Genomic DNA, 23,334 nt, shown 5'->3' with positions numbered 1-23,334 from the left:
AGGGTGTTATTAATGCAGTTAAAATTGAAACCTACAGAAGAAGATAAAGATCAAAAAAAGCCAGGACGGCTTAATCCGTCCAGAGTCCGAGATCACTTGGCAAATGAGCGTACTTACCTCGCTTGGATGCGGACAGGGATCGCTCTTTTAGGTTTTGGTGTCGTCATCGTGCGTTTACGTGCTTTCCAAGTACCTTTGATACCCCGTCCTGGCAACGGCTGGAAGTTAGGTTTAGTCTTCTCGCTGGTGGGTTTAATCACAGTATGGCTCTCAACGTCACACTATTTCGCTGTCCGTCGTCATATCGAAGAAGATACTTATGAACCAACAGACCGTTGGGTGTTGCTGTTCAGTCTCGCTGTAATGATTCTCGGAACTGGGGTAGTCTATTTTGTTTTTACAACTTCTTTAGATCCAATGAGTCCACTTATCCCTGAGTAATAGTATTTTCAAAACCGCACCTTATACAACTCGAATAATTCCCCTGATTTCTGCGCTATTACTTTAGCACCAGCCGCCTTAATCATTTTTTCCCACTTAGCCAAAGGCTCTAAAAACACCTCAGCCCCCAAATAGGTTTCCAGAACTGCCCAATCTTCCGCTAAAGGCTGTTCTGGGTTGAGGATGTCAAACACGAAATGTCCACCTGGTTTTAACACCCGCTTGACTTCTGCCATTACAGCATCCCAGTATTCGAGTGGAAAATAGCAGCTGAATCCGGTGGCGATCGCAAGATCAAATTGCTCTGATAAGTAGTTTAACTGATCAGCTGCTCCCAACTCAACACCTTTGAACAGCTTGGAATTCAACTGCGGTCCACGAGAATTCAGGGTATCGCGTGCCACATTACTGATTTCTTGCCCATGAAAAAATGCTTGCCAATCCCGCCAAGGATAAATTAAAAAGCTGATACCACAGCCGATATCTATACAGTGTTGGTTTTTTTGAGGTTGAGCAATTTCCCAGAAAGGGGAAGCAATTCTTCCTGAGAAACTCCCTCCAATCCACTCGCGGAATATTGGCATCGCTTGTACTTCTGTTGGGAGTTCAAAGGTTTCACCTTGATATTCTCGGTTAAAGCGATAGGCTACTTGGCCTAATCTTTCGTCCCAGTTGCTTGATTTGTGTGAAGTAAACAGATTTTGTAACTGCGAATCAGACTTTTTAGACATTAGATTTTTACTGCTCTTTCTAAGGATTGTATTCAAATTCGCCTTGCGATGGCGTAACCGCCCGCCGTTCGCATAGCGTCTCGTAGAGAAGGCATCGCACCCCTAGCCAATCTCCTGCTGGGGTTTGTCCGACTTCGTAGGTGTAGTCAAGATCCCAAAAGCTGATATTGTAGTAAGTACGATTAGCTAAACACTGGTTCATAAACTGGCTGAGTTTGCGGCTATTATAGCGACCATCAGCATACTCAATTGTTCGTTTCTCCAAAAAAACCATAGTTGCTGCTTCCAGTGCAAGTTCAATGGCAGTCGTTTTGGTTTTGGCTAGTTAAGTAAGGCTCAACAATAACTTGTAGAGTTCCAAAAATACGTTCTGTTTCAGTGTGCATAGTATATTAGGTGCAATTTAATTACAGTTATGTGATTGATAAACTTGCGATTATTATCATACCGATGCTTGTAGCAAAGCAGATTGAAATGGTTGCAACAGAATACCAAGAATCTTATCAACATCATTGATGTAGTATTCAACTATATCAATGTATGCTGTTACTCCTTCCAAAATTAAAAACCGCCAGTTGGTTCCACTAGTGACAACTCCATAGATTGTCTTGACTTCTTGTTGAATATTTTGATTGAATAATTGGGCAGCTATCATAGTGGCAATATATTGTCCTAAACCACCTTTGATATTTTCATTTTTCGCCTCAATAATTGTAAGCACAGGCGCTTTAATGTAAAACTGTTCTTCAGAACCACAGAGAATAAAATCACAAAATCCATTCAATCCTTTATTACTATCTACATCAAAATCTGTTCCAGAAAACAGTGATATTTGATAATTTAACTGTCGTCTAACTTCGGTAAGAACTGGCATAATTAGTAATTCTGAACGGGCTTTTTCCGTGTTGATTGCAGTTGCTAGTTGAGTATATTCTTCTAAGAGCGTTGTTAAGGTAGCGGAAGGTTTAATCGGCGATACATCTTTGAATAGATTGCGCTTTTCATCAATTACAAGTTGAAACGTTTCTCGAACTTTGGCAAGTGTGAAATCACTGTATGCCATCTGCAACATCCTCAATTATTCACAACTAAACTCTAGCGGCTGCGCGGACAATCTGGTTGCTATCTTCAGCAAGTTGCTGGCGTAATTCGCTAGGAGTCCCAGAATTATCAGCAACGGCGTAGCGTTCCAGCCAGGATGCAGACTTGCAAATCTGATCCGCTAACTGGCTGAAGAGGTTGCATGGCTGTATAACTAAATATCACAGTACATTTATACTATAAAATAGAATTGGTATAAGAAAATTAGACAGTGATTAACAATCTTTGGCGTATCAAGCGACGTACTAGGGTTGGCTTGCTATTTTCGGTAAGACTCGGTAAAAGTACGATCGCAAATTCTTCAGAATCAGCCACTTTCTACTACATCCTTTCCAGAGTGTATTGGAATCTCAATCACAAACTTTGTTCCACCATCTGATGTCGAATTATACCAAAGATTGCCACCGTGTTTTTCTACAACAATTTGATAACTAACAAATAATCCCAATCCCGTGCCTTTGCCTATAGGCTTGGTGGTAAAAAATGCGTCAAACAACTTCAAACGAATTTCTTCGGGAATACCCCCGCCATTATCGGCAATTGAGATAGATATTAGATTGTCTGACGTTAGCTGAGTTTGAATCCAAATGCTGGGTGTTTTGTGTTGTCCGTTAGTTGTTTCCACTGACTCTTCTAAAATATCTATAGCATTCGTGAGGATATTCATAAACACCTGATTCAGATCTCGAGCATAACACTGCACCAAAGGCAATTGAGCATATTCTTTGATAATTTTAATTCCAGTAGTATCTGCTTTTGGCTGAAAGCGGTGATGCAAAATTATCAAGGTATTATCGATACCAGAATGAATATCCGCTTTCTTAAAAGAAGCTTCATCCAAGCGGGAGAAATTTCGCAGTGACACAATAATATCCCGGATGCGTTCTGTACCGACTTGCATCGATTGAAGAATATTGCCAAGGTCTTGTACAATAAAATCGAGTTCTATAGAGTTAAGTAGTTGTTGAAGTGATGCGGGTGGGTTGGGATAATGCTGCTGATAAGCCATCACTAATTGCAGTAAGTTTTGAGTATATTCATCTATATGCTTCAGGTTGCCATAGATGAAGTTGACAGGATTGTTAATTTCGTGTGCTACTCCTGCTACCAATTGCCCCAGGCTGGACATTTTTGCTGTTTGAATGATTTGTGCTTGAGTTTGTTGCAGTTGTGAAAGTCTATATTGAGCAAGTTGAGCATTCTCACGAGCTTCAGTATAAAGTTGTGCTTCTTTGAGAGCTATTAGCAGTTGACGATGAGCGTAGATGTAATCCAGAATTAATCCAGCCAAAGGCACTAAGTAGGCAATAATTTTCAAAAAGTGAGCAATATTAAAATGATTATCAAACAGAGCCGTTGAGCCAAAAACCATGTGTAATTGGGTAGCGACATTGGGAATAGTACTAACAATCAGAGCGTGAGAGAATAAACTAGGATACTTGCGCCAAAAGCGTGGATAAATCAGAATGCCAGCTACCGAAAAAAGGATCAAGGGTATGATATCCCAAGGTCGAGTAATAATTGAGTTAGGAAAGATAGTTTGGGGCAAGGTTTGACTCGTGGCGCAAATAGTAATTATGCTGTAACAAAATAACCCAAAGCCCAAAGTCACTGCAACTATAAAACTGAAACTGCCTTCCCACCTTTTGGGTTTGCTGATTAGAAAAATGCTGACACCAATTATCGTCACTAACGCATTGGAAATCCGGCAAAGTGCCCAAGTAAAAGGGATGAGTTTACTATTATCAGCAACGGCTTCAATTAATCTATCAGCAGCTAGAGTGTGGAACGCATCTATTAGTCCGGCGCACAACAAAGTCACTCCAATAATTGGTGTAATAATATCACTTTTTATATAGAAGTGAGCGAAAGCCAGAATAACAGTGAAGATGGCAGTACAGACTGCGCTCCATTCTAAAATTGTATGAACGAAGCTTCCTTCTAAACTTTGGTAAATAACTTCTTGAAAAAATTTCAAATTAGCAGGATTACAAATAACCTTTACATTCTGGGATATCTGACTAGAAGCAAAACTGACTCCCAACAGATTTAACGCCGATGGCAATAAGCAAATTAGCCCTATTGTCCAAATTAACTGAACAGGAAGTTTTAGTTTTTGCTGTGTTGATGTCGTTACCACAACCACCTCTGGAGTAGAAACTAATGGGTAGGAAAATATAACAAAGTGCGTTGGATTCTATGGTGAACACAAACTTCACTTTTTTCTATAATTCCCAAAAACCATTCGTTTCTAACTACCGCAAGGATTTGCCCTCATCCCCCAACCCCTTTTCCCATATTTGGGATTCGGGGAGCCCTCACCCTAAATCCCTCTCCCAGATATGGAAGAGGGATTTAGGGTGAGGGCGAAAACTACGGTTCTCAACTTAGAGAGGTTTAAATGGGATATTAGCCTAAATCGAAAAGCAAGATTTCTGCACCGATGTTGGTGCTAATTTCTAACTGTTCTTCGCCGTTGATTTGCACTCCATCGCCGGCTCTGAGTTCTTCGCCATTCAAGTTAACTATCCCTTGGGCGATTTGTAACCAAGCATAACGATCGCCTTTGACTTGATAATTAACAACATCACCTGACTCTAAAACAGATACGTATAAATCAACATCTTGGTGAATTATTACAGCACCATCGCGCCCATCTTTAGCAGCAATTAAGCGGAGTTTGCCTTGCTTTTCTTCCAGAGGAAAACTTTTTTGTTCATACCTTGGTGTCAACTCTTCTTGATCGGGAAGAATCCATATCTGTAGTAAGTGTAATGGTTCTGTTGGTGAAGGATTAAATTCACTGTGGCTGATTCCAGTACCAGCGCTCATGATCTGTGCATCACCAGGGCGAATCACCGACCCAGTACCCAAGCTGTCTTTATGCTCTACAGCACCTTCTAAGACATAGGTGAGGATTTCCATGTCACGATGACTGTGGGTAGGAAATCCAGCACCGGGGGCGATGCGATCGTCGTTGATCACCCGCAGAGAGCGAAATCCCATGCGGTTGGGATCGTAAAAACTACCGAAGGAAAATGTATGATAACTATCCAGCCAGCCTGTTTGAGCGTGACCACGGGCATTGCGATCGTGAATTAGGTGGCTAATTGTATTTTGAGACATAGATTTACCTCGTTGTTAATGAGAGTATTTAGAGACGCGATTAATCGCGTCTGTACAAGAGTTAGGAATTGAATGGAATTAGCATACTTTTTCAGTAGCCTAATAACTTCTTCAAGTTTAAGTATTAATTTTGATGTATCACTTGTCGAAGATATTTTTGAATTTTTCGACCTAGTTTTTAACTATTTCAATAATAAGGTATATACATATAAATGAAAAGTACGCACTTAAAAGTGACGTACTTACCAAAAAGATACTATTAGATTAAAGAAAGGCTACTTTATCTCAGAAGTGCTTATTTTACACCAGCAGGGATCTTTTGAGTTGTAGTAGTAGCCGCTTTGCCATTCTCTGCCTTAATTTCTGCTACTTGCAGATGAGCTTCTAAGAACCAGAGTCGTTTGTCAATGGTGCGGGAAATTTCGGTGTAAAGGTCGGCTGTATCGAGGTCGTCTAATTCATCAGTTTTAGCGATCGCTTCCCGGAGATGTTTAGCATAGAGTGCATAACGATCTGCTAAGGCTGTTACATGGTCTTTACCATCCAAAATATCAAAGGGATATTCTGGCAAAATCGAATTACTAGCTGCGGCGCGGGCTGTTCCTAAAGCATATCCGCCTAAAGCTGTGACGCGTTCAGCGACCATATCAACGTACTCTTCCAACTCAACAGCAAGTTCATCAAATAATAGGTGTAGCTGGTAGAAGTCAGTTCCTTTAACATTCCAGTGCGCTTGCTTTGCTTGGGTTTTCAAATCCGAAGTAGCTGCCAAGGTTTGGTTAAGAAGTACCACGATTTGCACTCGCGCTGCGGCGGGAATGTCAATCCGGGTCGGGAACAGACGTGATGAAATGGTGTTGTCGATCATGGTTCTACGTTAATGCCTTTTACATCTAACTTTACAAAGAGTGCTTGGGTCTGCGAAACTCTCTGACGGCAGATTGAATTAACGTCTGAATGTGTTAAGGTTTATGACTAGTAATCAGATCCGATGGTTTTCTATGGTATTGAATGTACCACCGAAAAGGCGATCGCGAATATCATCATTGTGTAAAAAGTCATGGGGAAAACCCAGTTCAATTTGACTCACTTCATCTAACCGTTGCAAATGTTCTGGCGAGAGTGTGACTTCTATTGAAGCTAAGTTATCTTGTAACTGCGTTAATTTACGTGCCCCAATGATCGGAATAATTACGCCACTTTGAGCGCGTAACCAAGCTAATGCTACTTGTGAGGGTGTGTGTCCAATTTTGGCTGCAACTTCACTGACAACTTGAGCGATCGCTAAATTCCGTTCGGAAATAGTTCCTAATGCTGCATTTGCTAATCGCGCCTGTTCGCTACCGTCTTGAGGAGGCTGATTATACTTACCTGTCAGCACACCACCACCTAAAGGCGACCACGGTGTTACTGCTAAATCAAAGGCTTTGGCCATCGGTAGCAAGTCTCGTTCTGCTGTTCGCTGAATCAAACTATATTCAATTTGCAGGGCGACAAACTGCGTCCATCCTTGGTATTGGGCGATGGTATTTGCTTGAGAAACAATCCAAGCAGGTGTGTCAGAAATACCGATGTAAAGTACCTTACCTTGACGGATTACATCATCAAGCGATCGCAAGACTTCTTCAATAGGTGTTGTGAAATCCCAAGCGTGTAACCAGAATAAATCAATGTAATCGGTATTCAGCCGTTTCAGGCTACCTTCTAAAGATTGAATTAAATTCTTACGATGGTTTCCACTGGCGTTAGGGTCGCCCTTCTTCACAGTCATCTGCAAAGGAAAGGAATATTTTGTCGCAACTACAAAGCGTTCTCGTTCTTTAGCAATCAACTCACCGACGATTTTTTCACTACTACCATCGGTATAACCGTTCGCGGTATCAATGAAATTACCCCCTGCTTCTACATAGCTATCAAGCATTTTACGACTTTCGTCAACAGATGCACCCCAACCCCAATCTTCACCAAAGGTCATGGTTCCCAAGGAGAGTTCAGAGACTCTTAACCCGCTTTTGCCCAAGAGTTTGTATCTCATGAATATTTTCTCATTAATGAAAAAAAACTAAGCAAATACCATTCCAAAGGTATGATAACTGGAAACTGGGGGTGATGTTTGAAGACAAGCCCTTATTTGGATTGTCGTACTATCTAAGGGACTTCCAAATAAAAAAATATCCAAAAATTTCTTGTGGTGCGGGCATCATGCTCGCTAATCACCAAGGACGGGCAAGATGCCCATCCCACAAGATGGAATAATTTATTTTTTGGAGTTCCCTAAGAGAATGTTTCTAAACTATGAAGTTATATAAAGATACAGGGCAAACGCATCTAAATTCTAGATCCCCGACTTCTTCAAGAAGTCGGGGATCTGAGGAGCAACTTTTGCTTAAGTAAGTACCATTTCACCCGAAAGTAGAATTAAATCGGTTGAGGTTCTTTTTGAGAATCAAGGCGATCGCCCTTAGCGCCTATGCTGGAAAAAGGATTAATCACCTTAGTACAGCTTTGTCTAAAACCATAATTACCGTTCGCCTGATTGCACGCGACGAACTTCCCCAAGTTCTGTGGGGGTTGGATCACCACTTGCGCTTCTAGCTGCTGACGATGTGGGATACAATTCTACGCGATCCACGTCGTAATCATGCCCGACATTTTTGATTGCGATCGCTATTTTTAAGTCTAATATTTTAAATTTTTCCATCATCGACAACTATCTAAAGAGTGAAACTTCTCCCTCTAGATTCAGCCATTAGTTAGTTTTATAACTTTGATGTATAGATTATGAATATATCATATCGCCAAGACACCTTTTATTTCTTAAATCTTGCTAAAGATCATGATATATTGAGCTTGACGGCATTAACCCTCTTCGGCAATTATGAAGAAACGGCTATTAAAAGCCAATTATCCTACTGCTTGACTGCGATTTTATAACTGATAAAATCTCTTCCTGGCATTAAGTATCTTTATTGTTGCAACCTACGATATCACCACAAAATAGCTGCTTATCCTGATTAGTGTTATCTGCGGTTCTTTAAAAATCCAATAAGAATCTTATACTATGTTTGGTAAAGATTTGGATAAATGTTATGAGATGTCAGAGCAGCTACTCATAATCTCCACCATTTGAATTTTCCAGAGTTAACGGTTGTATTTGTGTTTTACCTTGCGGGGCAAACTAAACAATCATCTGGATATTTGTATTCACTTAACCTTGCATCCAGTATTTTCCAATAGTCAATCCAAGAATTTGAAAAGAGGATATTTCCATGTCTAGTTTGTTTGGTAGATCATCAGCAAGGGTTGCTTTAATAGTTCTGGGAATGACAGCCGCGACAATAACTCCCATCCTAATTTCTGTCCCAGCTTCATCTCAAAATATTCCTCCATCTGCCACACCAGCGCCTACTTCAGCACCTACTTCAACAGTTAACTTGTCTGATGTTTCCTCAGATTATTGGGCGCGTCCCTTCATTCAAGCCCTAGCTGACAATAACGTGATTGCTGGCTTTCCTGATGGCACCTTTAGGCCGAATCAAGCTGTAACTCGTGCTGAATTTGCCGCCCTAATTCAAAAAGCATTTGGGAGCCAAAACCGAGTTCGGCAATTAAGCGCAGGTGGATTTAGTGATGTTCCTACCGGCTATTGGGCGGCTTCTGCAATTCAGAGCGCCTACGAAACTGGATTTTTGGCAGGCTATCCTGGGAACGTGTTTTTACCAAATCAACAAATTCCGAGAGTGCAGGGGATCGTTGCTTTAGCAAATGGTTTGGGTTTGACTACTAGCAGTACTGGAGCAAGTAGTGACCTCAGTACTTACTACACTGATGCCTCAAGTATTCCGAACTATGCTGTTAATAGTGTGACAGCAGCAACCCAATCTAATCTTGTTGTTAATTATCCAGATATAAAACAACTCAATCCGCAACAGCCCTTGACTCGTGCTGAAGCTGCGGCACTTTTATATCAAGCTTTGGCTAAACAGGGACGGGTGCAACCCATTGCTAGCAATCTCCCAGCTACTCAGTATATTGTCGGTGGAACTCAAACCCGTAGCGATATTGTTTCTCTTGCTGCATCCAGTAGTTCTCTTACAACTCTGACTTCTTTATTAAAGACAGCTGGTTTAGCAGATATTCTTCAACAAGCAGGCCCTTATACAGTTTTCGCTCCCACCGATGAGGCATTTGCGGCTTTACCTGCTGCTACTTTACAGCAATTACAGCAACCAGAGAATAGAGAAGCATTGATTAAGATTTTGAGATATCATGTGGTTCCTGGTGCAGTAACAAGTAGTCAATTCTCAGCTGGGGAATTGAAAACTTATGAAGATAAACCTGTAAATATTCAAATTGATCGCGCTACCAATCAAATCGTGGTGAATAATGCCAGAGTTATCCAGCCGGATATCAAAGCTAGCAATGGTATTATCCATGCAGTTAACCAAGTCCTGATCCCGCCTGATATTAACATTAGTCAGTTAATTAAATCACCAACAGCAACCACGCCTGATGTTGAGCCAGGTAGAGCTACTCGTGGCGGCAGAAGCTATATCGGAGTTGCTGGTAACATTGGTTTGAGCGGCGGTGATACAGCTCTTAGCCAGGGTAACTTTGCAGTTATCAGTAAAGTTGGTCTGACACGCAATATATCAGTGCGACCATCGGTGATCTTTGGGGATGATACACTGTTTCTAGTTCCCTTGACTTTGGATTTTTCGCCCAAGACAGCAGGTACGGTGGGCGAAAGAACCTATACTATATCTCCTTACATAGGTGCTGGCGTAGCTATTGCAGCTAATACCAATACTGATTTTGGATTACTACTAACTGGTGGTGTAGACCTTCCTCTCGGTTCTAAATTTACGCTAACAGGTGGTGTAAATGCTGCTTTTATGAATCAAACTGATGTAGGTTTACTATTCGGACTTGGCTACAACTTCTAAGTAAATAAAAGTAGAATACGCGGTAGGTAGCACAGCTAGCGCGTATTCTGCTATGTCCCATCAAATTGAAAACAGCTATAACAATGAAGAGTGCTGAGTTCCGAGTGCTGTTAGCGGATAGCTATGGTTTAGCCCGTGCTGAGTTAAAAGACCACCCGCTTTCTTGTGGGGTATCAACCAACCTCTTGAGTCAAGAAGATTCCGCCTACAAGGGGCGGGGCTTGTACCAAGTACATAAGTGCTGAGTAGTTTTTTTACTTGACTCAACTCAGGACTCAGGACTGAGTGTTCTAAATTTGGCATCAAACTGGATTAAGATCGCTTGATGGCTAAAGTAAGTCCATCGGCGATGGGGACAAGGGAAAGGGTAACGCGTTCGTCATGATGTAACTTTTCGTTGAGCGCCCGGACAGCTTGGGTGCTTTCATCTTGATATTGCGGGTCAGCAACTTTTCCTGACCATAAAACATTATCAATAGCAATCAATCCACCTGGACGGATCAATTGTAGCGATCGCTCGTAATATGCGTCATAATTTTCTTTATCGGCATCAATAAAGGCAAAATCAAATGTCTCGGCTTGCCCAGTTGCCAACAGCTGATCTAAAGTTTCTAAAGCTGGTGCCAATCGCAGATCGATTTTATCAGCAACTCCGGCTTCTTGCCAATATCGGCGCGCGATCGCAGTAAATTCTTCACTCACATCAGCAGCGATCATTTTGCCATCATCGGGAAGGGCTAAGGCAACTGAGAGTGAGCTATAACCTGTAAATACACCAACTTCCAGGGTTTTCTTCGCTCCAATCAGCTGTACCAGTAGTCTCATAAACTGCCCTTGTTCTGGTGAAATCTGCATCATGCTTCTGGGATGGCTGGCGGTTTCGTGGCGCAACTTCAAAAGAATCTCCGGTTCCCGCAGGGAAACCGATAAAAGGTAATTATAAACTTGATTATCAAGACCTATAGACTGTTTAGGCATAGTAGATGAGAGAATTGAAAGAATCTACAGTTATACTATCGCCCAAGAGTTGCTGATCAGGAATCCTCAGTCAGCTTAATTCTTTATCGTCTTCGTCGTACAGAATTGAATTATAAGGATTCAGTCACAGCGTTATTTTCTAATTTAATTTCCAAATTTTCACTGATACCTTGGAACAGTTCTAACGCCGCCCCTAAATCCTCTGCAATTTCCAGCGCCAAAACATCCGGTGCAGGTAAATTATCAGAATCCTCTAAACTATCATCCTTCAGCCAGAAAATATCTAAACTGACTTTATCCCGTTGGATCAGTTCCTCATAGCTAAAAACTCTAAATCGCTCATTCTCCTGGCGTTCATGGCGATTGTTAGGATTAAATGACTGAATAAAGTCTTGCAGATTTTCGGAACGCAGTGTGTTAGTTTTCAGAGTGAAATGTTGGTTAGTCCTAAAATCGTAAATCCAAAGCTTCTTTGTCCAAGGGGTAGCACTGGCGGGTTTACGGTCAAAAAATAAAACATTCGCTTTCACACCTTGGGCGTAAAATATTCCTGTAGGCAGTCTCAGTAAAGTGTGGACATCGCATTCATGTAATAACTTTTTGCGGATGATTTCCCCCGCACCACCTTCAAATAAAACATTATCAGGAACCACCACCGCAGCTTTCCCGTTAATTTGCAGCAGAGTTTTGACGTGCTGGAGGAAATTTAGCTGTTTGTTAGAAGTGGTAGTCCAAAAATCATCCCGTCTATAAGAAATTTTTTCTTTATCTGCTTTACCGCTTTCGTTGAAAACAGTGATACTGCTTTTTTTACCAAAAGGCGGATTAGTTAATATTAATTCAAAGCGATCGCCTGAATCTGTCATCAAGCTATCTTTAGCTTCTACGGGACTATCATCACCCGCAATCCCGTGCAAGTAAAGATTCATTGCACACAGGCGCACCACCCCATCAGCAACATCAGCGCCCTTAAAAGTTTTATTATTGAGAAAATGCCTCTGGTCTTTATCCAGCTTATAGTTATTTTTGATGAAATTATAAGCAACCAAGAAAAAGCCACCAGTTCCACAAGCGGGGTCACAAATACGTTGTCCTAACTGGGGTTGCATGACTTCGACAATGGCTGGAATTAATGCCCTTGGGGTAAAATACTGACCTGCACCACCCTTAACATCTTCGGCGTTCTTTTGTAAAACTCCTTCGTAAATTTCACCTTTGATATCAATATCTAAACCAATCCAGGTTTCTGAATTGATCAATTCCACCAGTCGTTTTAATAGAGTTTTTGGACGATGGTCGAAGATTCGTTAGCCATTTAATTAAATCTGTAGATAGGGTTTAACTGTCATTCGCTATGAGTAACAGTTGAGTCAAGAGGAGGAATTTGCTCGGCGGTTAATGTCACAACTTGGCCATCTTGCCAAATGCTAATAGATTCTCCTAAACGGCGGTGTCTTTCAATAGCTTTAGCAACAGCGAGTTTAACGCCTGCGTCGATTTTTTGATGGATTTCTGTTAGAGAAATTTGCGCTTTATTCCCTGGTTGTAATTCGATTCCAGATTTGGGGTTCATAGATAATTGCTTCCTGATTGATATTTGATGCAGCCACTAATAGAGGTTCAGACCCAGAATTATCATAGATGATCCAAGTATCACACACAGGTAAATACAAGTTAATTAGGTTGCTGCGTCCCCGTTCGTAGCGACGACGAATAGTATCTTCTCTTATGTTGTGACCGCCACTTTCTACACGTCTGCGTACCCGTGCGATCGCTAATTCGGGACTTTGTAACCAAAAGTAAATTAAGTTGATTATATAACCTTTAATTTTACATTTTCTCAAGAATCAGGCGAAATTACGAGCCGCTAAAGTTGTTTCAAAGGCAAAATCAGCTTCAGCATTCACCAGAGTTTCTAGTCTTTCTAACATTAATCGTCCGGCTTGAATGGCTACAGATTCCGGGTTAAAAAGAGAAAGTCCGGCTGCTATTTCATCGGCGTTGACATATTCAAATACTTCTAGGAAGTAGGGAAGGATTTGCAGGGCGGCGGTAGTTTTACCAGAACCGTTTGCACCGCCGATAATGTACAGGTTGGGCATTATTCTAATGGTAATGCTAATTGTGCGGATGATGAGGGCTGATATTTGGTCTTTTTCTTAGTTTTGGTTGCGATGCCTACGGCGGTAAGCTACGCACGCCTTCTTGCTCAAAGTTGTTAAACATCAATTTCACAAATTGAGAAAAGCAAATCTACGGTGATTAGTTAAGCGCCTGTTGCAAAAATATGGTTATCCACCAAAAAAGCAAGAGAAGGCGACGGTGCTGCAACAGGCGAGTAATTAGGAAATTTAAAAACCTGCCAAAATGGCAACCCAATTCTGATTAACCAAGTTAAATTGTAGAAGATAAACGACTTGAAGGGTTTTGTTATGAGTGATTACCACGTAAGCAAATTCCTTTTGTATAACACTATCTACTAAGTGATTTACAAAAATAAAAAACTATCTATACCAATTATTTGCAGAGTATTTTTCTCAGCAGATAAATATGAATAATCAGGTTTGGCATTTGCTGCAACAGGAATATTAAATGCGTCTGCGCGTTGTTGTTGAAACACGCATTAGCCCCCAAATAACGGGCAACGTCTGTATACATTCCTGTTCACTTCAGCGGCAAATGGCAGAGTGGGAGTTTGAAAGCTGACTGATATGCTTCCTCCCACTCTCTTTTTATTTAGCGATTTCTATTTGAGATGCTCCTATTAAAACATGAACTGTTTTTAGAAGTCAGTATCTTGTAAAAACTCAAGAATCGCTGCATTCAATTCCTCAAAAGCACCACTTGAGGCATCATGACAGCAGTTAGATAAAACTTGTAATTTAGAATTGGGAATATATTGATGCAATTTTTCACCATGACTAACAGGAAACCAACTATCTTGATCACCCCACAAAACTAGTGTAGGACACTTAATCGCACTCAGATTATTTTGAATTTTGGTAAGCATATTAGGCTTATTTAATTGCCAATTCTCAATTTCTCGCGCTGCTATTTGTAACTCTTCGGCGACTTTTGCAACCGTACCCGGCAGATCAATAAATGGGTAAGTTATCCAATAGACATCTTCCTGCGTCAAAATTGACGGATCAAATAATACCCCACGTCTTTCTATTGCCATAATTTCTCTAAATAGAGGTGCAAACAAATATGCCAGACGTAAGGAGTCAATTGTTTGCATTATTTCTAGGGGCATTTGGGCAAGTAACCACATAGCCCAATGGGGTAGATTTTCGGTAAAAACAGGTACGTTGACTACTACAAGCCGCCCGATTAATTGCGGATGTTCTTGAGCAAGGGCAAGGGCAACTAATCCCCCCAGAGATTCAGCCACAATTACTGCGGGTTGATCACATAATACCTGAATAATTCTTTGAAACTCAATAACTTGATGACCGCTATGTTCTCTACGAAACACTGGTTTTTCGGAAAAACCAAAACCTTTGGCATCAAAACAAATTACCCGATAATATTTAGATAATGGTTCTATACTGTGCCGCCAATTATAGCTCCAACTACCCATGCCATGTAATAAAATTAACGGTTTACCTCTACCTTTTTCGCCATAAGCAATTTGTACAGGATAGCCTTTAGCATCAGTAATAACTAGACTTTGCCGCCCTTTAGGAAAAGTAGCTTGCCACCAATCTTTCATTCCGTTATCAATAAATAATTTAAGTGCCGGTTAAGGCGTTCCACAGGATTCTAATTAATATGACGGGTAATGCTACTAAAACAATGGAGATTAGCAACAATCCAGCCAAAACGGCAAAGATAAACCACCTGTCTGCACTCCTTTGCTCGCTGGGAAACTTTAAGTACTCTTCCAATAACTTGATATTATAACTGTTAGCTGTCCAGGCAAAATCAAACAAGTCTCCTAAAACTGGGACAGCGCCTACCAAGCCATCAATGATCACATTCAAAACCATTTTGCCTAAAGTGGCTCTAGATACACCTAGCCGCGCCGCTTCTAGGATGATGTAGCTAGAAAACATCAGTCCTAAAAAATCACCACCAATAGGTATTAGTCCTATAATTGGATCTAGACCAAAACCAATTTTCGTACCAGGAATAGTAATAACATTATCCAGCAGCCGACTTAACTGACGCAGGCGCTTCAAGGTGGGTGCTTTGGTATCAGGTTCAATCATCGAAAATCGAGGAGAAGAATCAGGCATAAAGGCGATCGCTAACTTTGGATTGAATCGTTAAATATTTGACTTGTTTACTGAGATTTTGCAAAAATTTCCTCAGAGATTTTAGCTATATTTACAAATTAATATTTTTCAGTAGATTCTGACTGTGCTTTTGGGCGCATATCTTCGCCCACAGTCACATTCAACTGCTCGCCGATTAACACAACAGCAGCGCTCATCCACAGCCAGAGCATCAAAACTATCACAGCCCCTACAGCACCATAGACTTTATTATAGTTGCCAAAATTCGCCACATAAAGCCGAAATAGGGCAGACAATATTGCCCAGAAAACAGCTGCTAAAATTGCTCCAGGCATCATTGGCGTACCTGAGTTCCACTTGCTTGGGCCATAGCGATAGACAAAGCCAAAGGCGACAGCAACAATACTTAAAGCTAAAGGCCAGCGTAACAACTGCCAAAGATGCACCAAGAAGATCAAAGAACCATTTTCGTGCACTACCATTCCCAAGAGCCAATCGCTGGTAAACACTAAAAAAGAAGCCAACACTAAAAGCAGCATAGTACCGACTGTTAATCCCAGAGAGACGAGCTTGGCTTTCCAAAAGGGGCGCATCTTTTCTGGAGGAATTAAATGGATTTGGTCGAGGGCTGTCATAGCAGTACTCACCGCCCCAGAAGCAGCCCAAATTGCTAATATAAAGCTCAGAGAAAACAAACTACTGTTTTTGGAGTTGGTAATTTCTGTGGTGGCAAAATCACGAATTAGATCCAGGGCTTGTTCAGGTAGAACTTGACTTAGTTGAACCGCCAGTTTATTAAAGGTGGCTTGCAAAGATTCTGCTAATAAGCCAATGGCTGTGATGAAAGCAAGAATTGCTGGAAACAGCGATAACATGGCATTGAAGGCGATTTCCGAGGCGAGTCCCAAAAGTCGTCTTTCGGTTGTCCTGGTAAAAGTTTTTTTGAGTGTGCGCCAATTGAGGTGGCGAAAAAAGCGGACAAAACGAGGCTTTGGCATGATTTAGAGTTAAAACTGGTTGGGTTTATGAATTAATGGGAGAGCTTTCAAGGGTAAGCTGTTGGACATTTAACTTGCATATTACCTCTAAGTAAAACTATTGTGGGTTGGGCTTCTCATCCGACATCCCGCCCCGAACCTCAGTTCTGGGCTAATAGCGAAAGTCCACTCAAGTGGACTGAAATTTTCGTTTTTATAAAAAATAGCTATCTACATCGCTGAAAAAAATCTTGTATTTAGTCCTGTTGAGAGGACTTTAGCTTATTAGCCTTGGAATTTATTGCAAGGCTCGTATGGCAATGAAGCGGAAAATTTATAAATGATGTTGGTAATCACAAGCCCTTGAAAGGTGAGGAGTGGGGAGAATAACAAATGACTAATGACTAATGACTAATGACTATTAAACTTGTTCGCTGCTGAGATGAGCGATCGCTTGTTTAATCCATTCTTCCACATAGGCATCTTTGGGTAGTCCAATGTCTTCACTCACCACATGCAGGGCGTGACTGACCTCATGAGCAGTATATCCCAAAGCGAAGAGAGTCATTTGCACCTCTTCAAGAATTCCCGGTGCTGGGCCACCTGTGGCGACGAAGAACCCGGCTGATTTGCGCCACTCGACTAATTTGCTTTTCAGTTCCAAACAGATGCGTTCAGCGATTTTCTTACCAACACCAGGAGCCTGAATTAAGATTTGTGTATTGCCAGCGATAATTGCTTGGACTAAATCTGGTAGTTCCAGAGTGTCCAACAGTGCGATCGCTAAGGCTGCACCAATACCAGTCACACTTAGCAATTGGCGAAATAAATCGCGTTCGGATGGCGAAGCAAAGCCATATAGTAACGGCACTTCTTCCCGAATTTGGAAATGCGTAAAAATTTGCGCCACTCCTCCTGACTCTGGTAAATGGTTTGCTAGCCGTTGAGGAACTTGCAAATCATACCCCAAGCCATTCACTTCCAGAGTCAGGATGACGCGATTAGCGCCAATTGTTTGGATACCAGCGACTATACCTTTTAGATAACTAATCATTCTAAGAGACCAAAATATTTTAATCCTTCGATAATTCCACCTGCACAAAAACATGAAGCCAGGTAGTGGTAGTCAGAGGGATACTCATTGTGCCATTGGAGTAACTCTTTTCGGGCATTCCCCACAATGATTCCCCGTTCGTTGCCTACAGCAAATAAAGCAATATCATTACCTGAATCACCACAGACAACTGTTTGTTCTGCTGCAAATTTCCACTTTTGGCGTAAAAACTGCATTGCCTGACCTTTATCGCTGCTATGGGGCACAATGTCAAGGTCAATCCCACTACTGTAGATTAACTTTACATTTAATTGATATTTCTGCAACTGGGCTTCAAGTTCTGGTAGAAGATTTGCAGATGAATCTTGTTCTAGGAAAAAACTCACTTTGAAGGGACGCTGTTCTGAATCTGGTTGCAGAACTAACTCTGGGTATTTTTTAGTAATAGATAATACAGTTTCGCGTTCCCATCCCGGAGAAAGGATTTCTGACCAACTTGAGTCTGGAGTATCACTACCATCTAAGTAGATTTCTGTACCCACAGAAAGAACAAGGGCATCCGGTTGCAAAAGATTTTTTTGAGCTTGGAGTTCTTTGTAAAGCACAGGCGATCGCCCAGTAGAATAAACGATTTTAGTACCGTACTCTTGGCGATGTCTGTTCAGCAGTTGATTTAGTTCTGGTAAAGCGCTGTCATCGCCCACGGTGCGATATACAAGCGTGTCATCTAAGTCTGTTACAAAAAGAAATGGTTTCATGATTAGAACTCTTGCAAAATTTCGTTATTGTACCGCGTGAAGAGACTTTTGCAAGAAGTTTACTAAAAACAAAACAAGTTGGAAACTTGCGTTTACCGATAACCTTGCAGGCTAAGTAGTTATTAGAAGGGAATTTTTCTATATTCCTTGATCGTGCCTGCGATCGCAGCTCTAAAAACTTTTAACATACTCAGAAGGCGTATGAGTGATATCGCTAAACAGTGGGAGAAGTTAAAGCAGAATCTTCCTATTGGACACAAATTTTATGGAGAGGTTATAAGTGTCAAGCCTTTTGGTGTTTTTGTGTACCTTGGCTATAAAGTCATTGACGGTTATAAACTAAGCGGAATTATAGATATTGCTACAAAACCCGATTGTGATTCATCTGGTTTACCCACGGACACTTCTTTGTGGCCACAAGTTAGTCAACGAGTTCATTGCAAAGTGATTGCTTACCGGGAATACAATAAGGAAGTAGATTTAAGATTGGTTCAATAGAAAATAACTATTGTGGTCAACACCTCTCCACCACATCCGACTCCAAGCGATTCTACCTCATACATTCCGCCTCTTGAGAATGGCGATCGCCTCACTCGTCCAGAGTTTGAGCGTCGCTACAATGCCATGCCCAATGTCAAGAAAGCCGAATTGATTGAAGGAGTCGTTTACGTGGCATCACCTTTGCGCTTTGAACCACACGCCGAACCGCATGGTAATTTAATGATTTGGCTGGGAATTTATAAAGTAGCCACGCCTGGTGTCAGACTGGGCGATAATCCAACTGTGCGGCTAGATTTAGATAATGAACCCCAACCTGATGCCATTTTATTAATTGATGCAGCGTGTGGCGGATTGTCTCATCTGGGTACTGATGGATACGTGGAAGGTGCGCCAGAATTAGTAGCAGAAGTTGCCGCCAGCAGTGCTAGCAAAGATTTGTATGATAAAAAACGTGCCTATCGCCGCAATGGCATCCAAGAATATATTGTTTGGCAGGTTTTTGATAGCACAGTTAGTTGGTTCAGCTTGCAAAATGGTGAATACGTAGCACTGATACCAAATGTGTCAGGCATAATTCAAAGTCAAGTGTTTCCGGGATTGTGGCTTGATGTATCAGCATTAGTTGCGGGAAGTATGCAACAGGTGTTGGCAGTGTTGCAGAAAGGGCTAAGTTCAGTTGAACATCAAGCGTTTACTCAGCAGTTGAACAATAGCTGATTTACAATACCTTTGCCAAATCAAAAAATGCCTTGATTCGTAGGTTGGGTTGCAATTCGGTTCAGTTAAGGCTAAAACTCTTTGTCAAAGTCAATTTTTTTAACGAACCGCAAAGGACGCAAAGGACGCAAAGGAAGAGAAGGAAGAGAAGGAAGAAATGCTTAGCTGAACTGTATTGGGTTGGGTTGTGTTATTTCGGAGAACCCATTTGTTATTTCGGAGAACCCATTTGTTATTTCGGGGAACCCATTTGTTATTTTGGGGAACCCATTTGTTATTTCGGGGAACCCATTTGTTATTTTGGGGAACCCATTTGTTATTTCGGGGAACCCATTTGTTATTTCGGGGAACCCATTTGTTATTTCAGCGATCGCTAGTTCAATTCTCATCAAATCAAAGGCAGGCATCATTTCAAGCTATGCGATCGCCTTAGCTCGACTTTATCCAAAATTAATAACTTGGATCTCTTGTATCGGCAAAACCCTAGCTTTTTGGCAAAAACTTTTTCCATATCACTGATTTTAGGTGAAAACTAAAAAGTAAAACTACGGTCATACAAAGCTTTCAGCGTCAGCTAAAGCGTTGCCAAAAAATGGATAAAGTCGAGCTTAGAGGTTGTTTGAAAAGTGGTATGTTGTGATTTTAATCGAATTATTACCCCCCTTAATCCCCCCGATATATTGGGGGGAAATAAGAAAATCCGGTTCCCTCCCCTTTATAAGGGGAGGGTTAGGGTGGGGTAAAAAATATTTGATACATCAATCATGACTTTTCAAACATCCTCTAAAAGTTATTGATGAATAGCGATCGCTTATTTGTTCTTTAATTGCTGTAAAGCTTGAATTTGCGATCGCCCCTGGAGTTAGCAAAGTCTATTTACCAGAGGGAGGCTTTAGTTCTATGCCTAATTTGTTCCCTATTTCCAGAACATTGTTTGTAAAGTCTGTCACAGCTGCGATCGGGGTAGCGACTAGAACAACAGCAGCTAGTAAAGCTACTAGACGCTTTTTGAGTTTGGGTAAATCGTGTTCTTTTTCTGGCTTTTGAATTTCTACTTCTACATCATTAATATCAATGATGATGTCATCGCGGTCATCTGGTGGGAATTGGGCGGCAGTTTGGCGTAGGTTGCCGATGAGTTGCAGAATTTCGCTGATGTTTGCGCCGCTTGTTTGGGTGAAGTTAGAGGCTTGCTGTCTGGCGTTGTCTGTGACTTTCCCGGCAACGTTACCGATGTTTGAGCCTTTGAAGTCATTTTGGATCTTATCACCTGCAACGTTGTCGCCTTTGCCGAATTGATTGATATTGTTAGACATGGTTTTTAGGGGTTTGTAATGGAGTTTTAGGAGTTGATGTGCTGGTAAGGACTGCATAGCATAGGTTTGACCGTCATCATCGCTAAATTCTACTTCGTATACTTCGGGGGCGAGAATTTCGACAATGGTTCCCACTTGACCTGCAAGGAGGTTATGTTCGGATAAGGGAGTTTTAAGAGCAACAATATCTAATAAATTGAATTTGTTTGGGGTCGCAAGCATGGGCATTATCTCAAAATATAGCAACTAACGAGACGGGGAAAATCTTCGGTGGGGCGGACGATCCAAGTTGTGCAGTTTATTGCGATCAATAAAGGCTAATTCAAAGTTGGGGCATTGCGGGTAAATAGCGTACCGTCGGGTTTCGACTTCGCTCAACCCTCGTCCACCGTGAGTTGAGCGAAGTCGAAACTCAATCATCGGGTACTTTATTTATCTGCACATCCCTTGGGTAACTTCATCCTGTTTTATTGCCTTTGACCCGATCGCCACCAAAATTATCGCCTTCTCCATGTTGGTTAATGGTTTTAGAACGGCGATCGCTAACATTGACATTAACTGTAAGAGGTGAGTCATCTCTTTCTATATCAATAAATTGATCGCCTTTTGACTTTCCTTGACGTATTCCAATGTCTTCATAGCCATCTAAAAGTTGACGCAGATCGAGTTTGAGCTTGAGTTCACCAATAACTTTATGGGTTTCTCCCATTGCTTCGAGTCCGAGTAGTTCTGAGTATTTTAGCGGATCGTGTTTGGGATGATTGGGGACGGGAACCCATTCGGTGATTTCGGGATTGAGAAAACTTTTGTGGATTTTTTGGAAGACATCGCGGAGAATGCCGAGAAATGAGCGGCGGGTTTCTTTGCGTCCGCTAATGGTGATGAAGATTTTTTTGTCTTCGGGATCGGCTTTGATGCGAGCGATGTTGTAGATTTCGTTGTTTTCTTGATATTGCAGCATTACGCCACTGCGCCAATAGATTTGCTTATGGATTTTTTCGTGGGTGATGACGATGAAGCGGGAGATGATGCTTTCGGGGAGAACTTTGTAATGGTATTGAAATTCCAGGGTTTCGCCGTGGAGTTGTGTTTCGTCTGGTTGGTCTTTAGGCAAAAGTCCCGGAATCAGGAATTGTGGTGGCTCACATTCTAGTGCAAAGCAAAGCTCAAATTCTTTCATCAGCCCGATCAGATAACTGTGACGCTTGGTGGGGTAACGCTCTGGATTGAGGATGCAGGTGAGATCGGCGGGGGTGAAAATGCCTTTGGTTTTAGTTTTGAGGTTTTCATCGCTCAGGAGCGCGTAAATACCTTCTGTCACCCAGTTGGGTTTGAGGACGTTGGTATCTTTGAGGATGGGATGATCGCGGAAGTTGAGAACTAAGCCAAGTCGATGCAGCAAGTCGATGAGTTGCTCTTGGTTTTGTTCTTCGGGAATATTGTTTTTGTAGCAGATGCCGATATAGCTACTGTAGGTGATGAAGTTTTCAGTCATGGATTCGAGTTGTTGTTTAACCTCAAACCATGTCAGGGGTAAAAGGTCGTAGACTTCTTTGAGTTTGCCGACTTGCTGCAAAATAGCGGTGCGAAGTTCATCAATGCCGATATTCTCTTGGCAGGAGGTTTCGATAATCGCTTGGATGTTAGGATATTTTTCGCGTAATGCCTTGCGGTTGATGTCGAGGGGTTGTTCGTCTTTTTTGTTGCCAACCATAATCACGGGGGACTTTCCGCCGAAGCTTTCGATTAGTTTCAGCCAATATTCGATGCGGTTTTCTTCTTCGCTGGTGCGACAATTACAAACGAGGAGATAGAGGCTGCGCTTAGTCAGAAAAAACTGATGGGTGGCATGATAAATTTCCTGTCCGCCAAAGTCCCAAACATTCAGGCGGATGTCTTTGCTATTGACCTGCACGTTCCAAGTTTCTACATTGAGTCCGTCGGTTTGGGGTTGATTTTTATCATATTTATCGCGGATTAGTCGCTCGATAAGGGATGTTTTGCCGACGCTACCTTGTCCGATGAGTAAGAGTTTGGCTTCGTTGAGTGGACGCACTTCACCGCTTCGGAGTAATTGCAAGTAATTGAAAATGTCTTTAACTGAACCAACATTATCAGAAGATCCTAAAATCTCTGGTGAAATAGGAAGCGGATTTCCCCGTAAATCTAGTTTTCGTAATTTCGCTAAACTTTCGATCGCCTCTGGAATCTGGGTTATTTGGTTGCTATAGAGGTGAAGCTGCGTCAGATTGGTTAATTTAGCGATCGCCTCTGGAATCTGGGTTATTTGGTTGTTACTGAGGTGAAGCTGCGTCAGATTGGTTAATTTAGCGATCGCCTCTGGAATCTGGGTTATTTGGTTGCTATAGAGGATAAGCTGCGTCAGATTGGTTAATTTAGCGATCGCCTCTGGAATCTGGGTTATTTGGTTGCTATAGAGGATAAGC

Annotated in this window: 28 protein-coding genes; 6 read left to right on the top strand and 22 right to left on the bottom strand. The window is 41.7% G+C overall.

Annotation, left to right across the window (positions count from 1 at the left end; genetic code table 11):
- The first annotated feature begins 12 nt into the window (after nucleotides 1–12).
- Nucleotides 13–441, top strand: coding sequence for a YidH family protein (locus V7K15_RS06540; protein ID WP_334904085.1), 429 nt, complete (start codon nucleotides 13–15; stop codon nucleotides 439–441).
- Nucleotides 442–449: 8 nt separating this feature from the next.
- Here the strand turns inward: V7K15_RS06540 and V7K15_RS06535 are convergent, their stop codons facing one another.
- The 8 genes from V7K15_RS06535 to V7K15_RS06500 form a co-directional block, all read right to left on the bottom strand.
- Entirely contained in the window at nucleotides 450–1,172 is a 723-nt protein-coding gene (locus V7K15_RS06535) for a class I SAM-dependent methyltransferase (RefSeq protein WP_334904083.1), read from the bottom strand.
- 19 nt (nucleotides 1,173–1,191) lie between these two features.
- A complete protein-coding gene (locus tag V7K15_RS06530; protein ID WP_334904081.1) occupies nucleotides 1,192–1,446 on the bottom strand; it encodes a hypothetical protein in 255 nt (84 codons plus the stop codon).
- A 168-nt stretch (nucleotides 1,447–1,614) separates the two neighbouring features.
- The gene (locus V7K15_RS06525; RefSeq protein WP_334904080.1) at nucleotides 1,615–2,235 is read right to left on the bottom strand and encodes a hypothetical protein; all 621 of its coding nucleotides are present in this window, start codon (nucleotides 2,233–2,235) and stop codon (nucleotides 1,615–1,617) included.
- Nucleotides 2,236–2,580: 345 nt separating this feature from the next.
- Entirely contained in the window at nucleotides 2,581–4,413 is a 1,833-nt protein-coding gene (locus V7K15_RS06520; RefSeq protein WP_334904078.1) for an ATP-binding protein, read from the bottom strand.
- A 269-nt stretch (nucleotides 4,414–4,682) separates the two neighbouring features.
- Entirely contained in the window at nucleotides 4,683–5,399 is a 717-nt protein-coding gene (locus tag V7K15_RS06515) for a pirin family protein (protein WP_334904076.1), read from the bottom strand.
- A gap of 295 nt (nucleotides 5,400–5,694) precedes the next feature.
- On the bottom strand, nucleotides 5,695–6,267 hold the full coding sequence (gene dps / locus V7K15_RS06510) for a DNA starvation/stationary phase protection protein Dps (RefSeq protein ID WP_334904074.1): 573 nt from the start codon (nucleotides 6,265–6,267) through the stop codon (nucleotides 5,695–5,697).
- A 114-nt stretch (nucleotides 6,268–6,381) separates the two neighbouring features.
- Nucleotides 6,382–7,434 (bottom strand): aldo/keto reductase, encoded by a 1,053-nt coding sequence (locus V7K15_RS06505; protein WP_334904073.1) that lies wholly within the window; start codon nucleotides 7,432–7,434, stop codon nucleotides 6,382–6,384.
- A 486-nt stretch (nucleotides 7,435–7,920) separates the two neighbouring features.
- On the bottom strand, nucleotides 7,921–8,103 hold the full coding sequence (locus V7K15_RS06500; RefSeq protein WP_334904071.1) for a hypothetical protein: 183 nt from the start codon (nucleotides 8,101–8,103) through the stop codon (nucleotides 7,921–7,923).
- Between the two features lie 565 nt (nucleotides 8,104–8,668).
- Between V7K15_RS06500 and V7K15_RS06495 the strand changes: the two genes are divergently transcribed.
- Nucleotides 8,669–10,345, top strand: coding sequence for a fasciclin domain-containing protein (locus tag V7K15_RS06495; RefSeq protein WP_334904069.1), 1,677 nt, complete (start codon nucleotides 8,669–8,671; stop codon nucleotides 10,343–10,345).
- Between the two features lie 83 nt (nucleotides 10,346–10,428).
- On the top strand, nucleotides 10,429–10,590 hold the full coding sequence (locus V7K15_RS06490) for a hypothetical protein (RefSeq protein WP_334904066.1): 162 nt from the start codon (nucleotides 10,429–10,431) through the stop codon (nucleotides 10,588–10,590).
- Nucleotides 10,591–10,657: 67 nt separating this feature from the next.
- Here V7K15_RS06490 and V7K15_RS06485 read toward each other — a convergent pair whose 3' ends face one another.
- From V7K15_RS06485 to V7K15_RS06435, 11 genes are all read right to left on the bottom strand, one after another.
- Nucleotides 10,658–11,323 (bottom strand): class I SAM-dependent methyltransferase, encoded by a 666-nt coding sequence (locus V7K15_RS06485; RefSeq protein WP_334904064.1) that lies wholly within the window; start codon nucleotides 11,321–11,323, stop codon nucleotides 10,658–10,660.
- A gap of 110 nt (nucleotides 11,324–11,433) precedes the next feature.
- Complete coding sequence (locus V7K15_RS06480; protein ID WP_334904062.1) at nucleotides 11,434–12,588, bottom strand: HsdM family class I SAM-dependent methyltransferase; 1,155 nt, start codon at nucleotides 12,586–12,588, stop codon at nucleotides 11,434–11,436.
- An 80-nt stretch (nucleotides 12,589–12,668) separates the two neighbouring features.
- Complete coding sequence (locus V7K15_RS06475) at nucleotides 12,669–12,896, bottom strand: hypothetical protein (RefSeq protein ID WP_334904060.1); 228 nt, start codon at nucleotides 12,894–12,896, stop codon at nucleotides 12,669–12,671.
- A complete protein-coding gene (locus V7K15_RS06470; protein WP_334904058.1) occupies nucleotides 12,856–13,167 on the bottom strand; it encodes a hypothetical protein in 312 nt (103 codons plus the stop codon). Before V7K15_RS06470 ends, V7K15_RS06475 begins: the two co-directional genes overlap by 41 nt.
- A gap of 3 nt (nucleotides 13,168–13,170) precedes the next feature.
- Entirely contained in the window at nucleotides 13,171–13,425 is a 255-nt protein-coding gene (locus V7K15_RS06465) for a hypothetical protein (protein WP_334904056.1), read from the bottom strand.
- Between the two features lie 386 nt (nucleotides 13,426–13,811).
- The gene (locus tag V7K15_RS06460) at nucleotides 13,812–13,943 is read right to left on the bottom strand and encodes a hypothetical protein (protein WP_334904054.1); all 132 of its coding nucleotides are present in this window, start codon (nucleotides 13,941–13,943) and stop codon (nucleotides 13,812–13,814) included.
- A 162-nt stretch (nucleotides 13,944–14,105) separates the two neighbouring features.
- Nucleotides 14,106–15,038 (bottom strand): alpha/beta fold hydrolase, encoded by a 933-nt coding sequence (locus V7K15_RS06455; protein ID WP_334904052.1) that lies wholly within the window; start codon nucleotides 15,036–15,038, stop codon nucleotides 14,106–14,108.
- 19 nt (nucleotides 15,039–15,057) lie between these two features.
- Nucleotides 15,058–15,564 (bottom strand): DUF4112 domain-containing protein, encoded by a 507-nt coding sequence (locus V7K15_RS06450; protein ID WP_334904051.1) that lies wholly within the window; start codon nucleotides 15,562–15,564, stop codon nucleotides 15,058–15,060.
- Nucleotides 15,565–15,662: 98 nt separating this feature from the next.
- The gene (locus V7K15_RS06445; RefSeq protein WP_334904049.1) at nucleotides 15,663–16,562 is read right to left on the bottom strand and encodes a YihY/virulence factor BrkB family protein; all 900 of its coding nucleotides are present in this window, start codon (nucleotides 16,560–16,562) and stop codon (nucleotides 15,663–15,665) included.
- A gap of 400 nt (nucleotides 16,563–16,962) precedes the next feature.
- Nucleotides 16,963–17,595, bottom strand: coding sequence for a Holliday junction branch migration protein RuvA (gene ruvA, locus V7K15_RS06440; protein WP_334904047.1), 633 nt, complete (start codon nucleotides 17,593–17,595; stop codon nucleotides 16,963–16,965).
- Nucleotides 17,592–18,353 carry a sucrose-phosphate phosphatase gene (locus tag V7K15_RS06435; protein ID WP_334904046.1) on the bottom strand — a complete coding sequence of 254 codons (762 nt, stop codon included), beginning with the start codon at nucleotides 18,351–18,353 and terminating at the stop codon, nucleotides 17,592–17,594. Before V7K15_RS06435 ends, ruvA begins: the two co-directional genes overlap by 4 nt.
- Before the next feature lie 201 nt (nucleotides 18,354–18,554).
- On the opposite strand from V7K15_RS06435, the gene V7K15_RS06430 reads away from it, so the two are divergent.
- From V7K15_RS06430 to V7K15_RS06420, 3 genes are all read left to right on the top strand, one after another.
- Nucleotides 18,555–18,851, top strand: coding sequence for a hypothetical protein (locus V7K15_RS06430; protein WP_334904044.1), 297 nt, complete (start codon nucleotides 18,555–18,557; stop codon nucleotides 18,849–18,851).
- Nucleotides 18,852–18,863: 12 nt separating this feature from the next.
- Nucleotides 18,864–19,571, top strand: a complete 708-nt coding sequence (locus V7K15_RS06425; RefSeq protein WP_334904042.1) for a Uma2 family endonuclease — start codon at nucleotides 18,864–18,866, stop codon at nucleotides 19,569–19,571.
- A 229-nt stretch (nucleotides 19,572–19,800) separates the two neighbouring features.
- Nucleotides 19,801–20,004, top strand: coding sequence for a hypothetical protein (locus tag V7K15_RS06420; RefSeq protein ID WP_334904040.1), 204 nt, complete (start codon nucleotides 19,801–19,803; stop codon nucleotides 20,002–20,004).
- 439 nt (nucleotides 20,005–20,443) lie between these two features.
- Here V7K15_RS06420 and V7K15_RS06415 read toward each other — a convergent pair whose 3' ends face one another.
- From V7K15_RS06415 to V7K15_RS06405, 3 genes are all read right to left on the bottom strand, one after another.
- Nucleotides 20,444–21,109: a DUF4926 domain-containing protein gene (locus tag V7K15_RS06415; protein WP_334904038.1), complete on the bottom strand. Its 666-nt coding sequence runs from the start codon at nucleotides 21,107–21,109 to the stop codon at nucleotides 20,444–20,446.
- A 24-nt stretch (nucleotides 21,110–21,133) separates the two neighbouring features.
- A complete protein-coding gene (locus V7K15_RS06410) occupies nucleotides 21,134–21,307 on the bottom strand; it encodes a hypothetical protein (protein ID WP_334904036.1) in 174 nt (57 codons plus the stop codon).
- Nucleotides 21,308–21,344: 37 nt separating this feature from the next.
- The coding region (locus V7K15_RS06405; RefSeq protein WP_334904034.1) for a COR domain-containing protein at nucleotides 21,345–23,334 on the bottom strand (1,990 nt) is incomplete at its 5' end.

It is taken from the genome of Nostoc sp. (genome assembly GCF_036919815.1).
In the GTDB taxonomy this organism is placed as follows: Bacteria; Cyanobacteriota; Cyanobacteriia; order Cyanobacteriales; family Nostocaceae; genus Nostoc.
The sequence above is the reverse complement of the archived record's forward strand: the minus strand, read 5'-3'. Positions and strand labels throughout refer to the sequence as shown.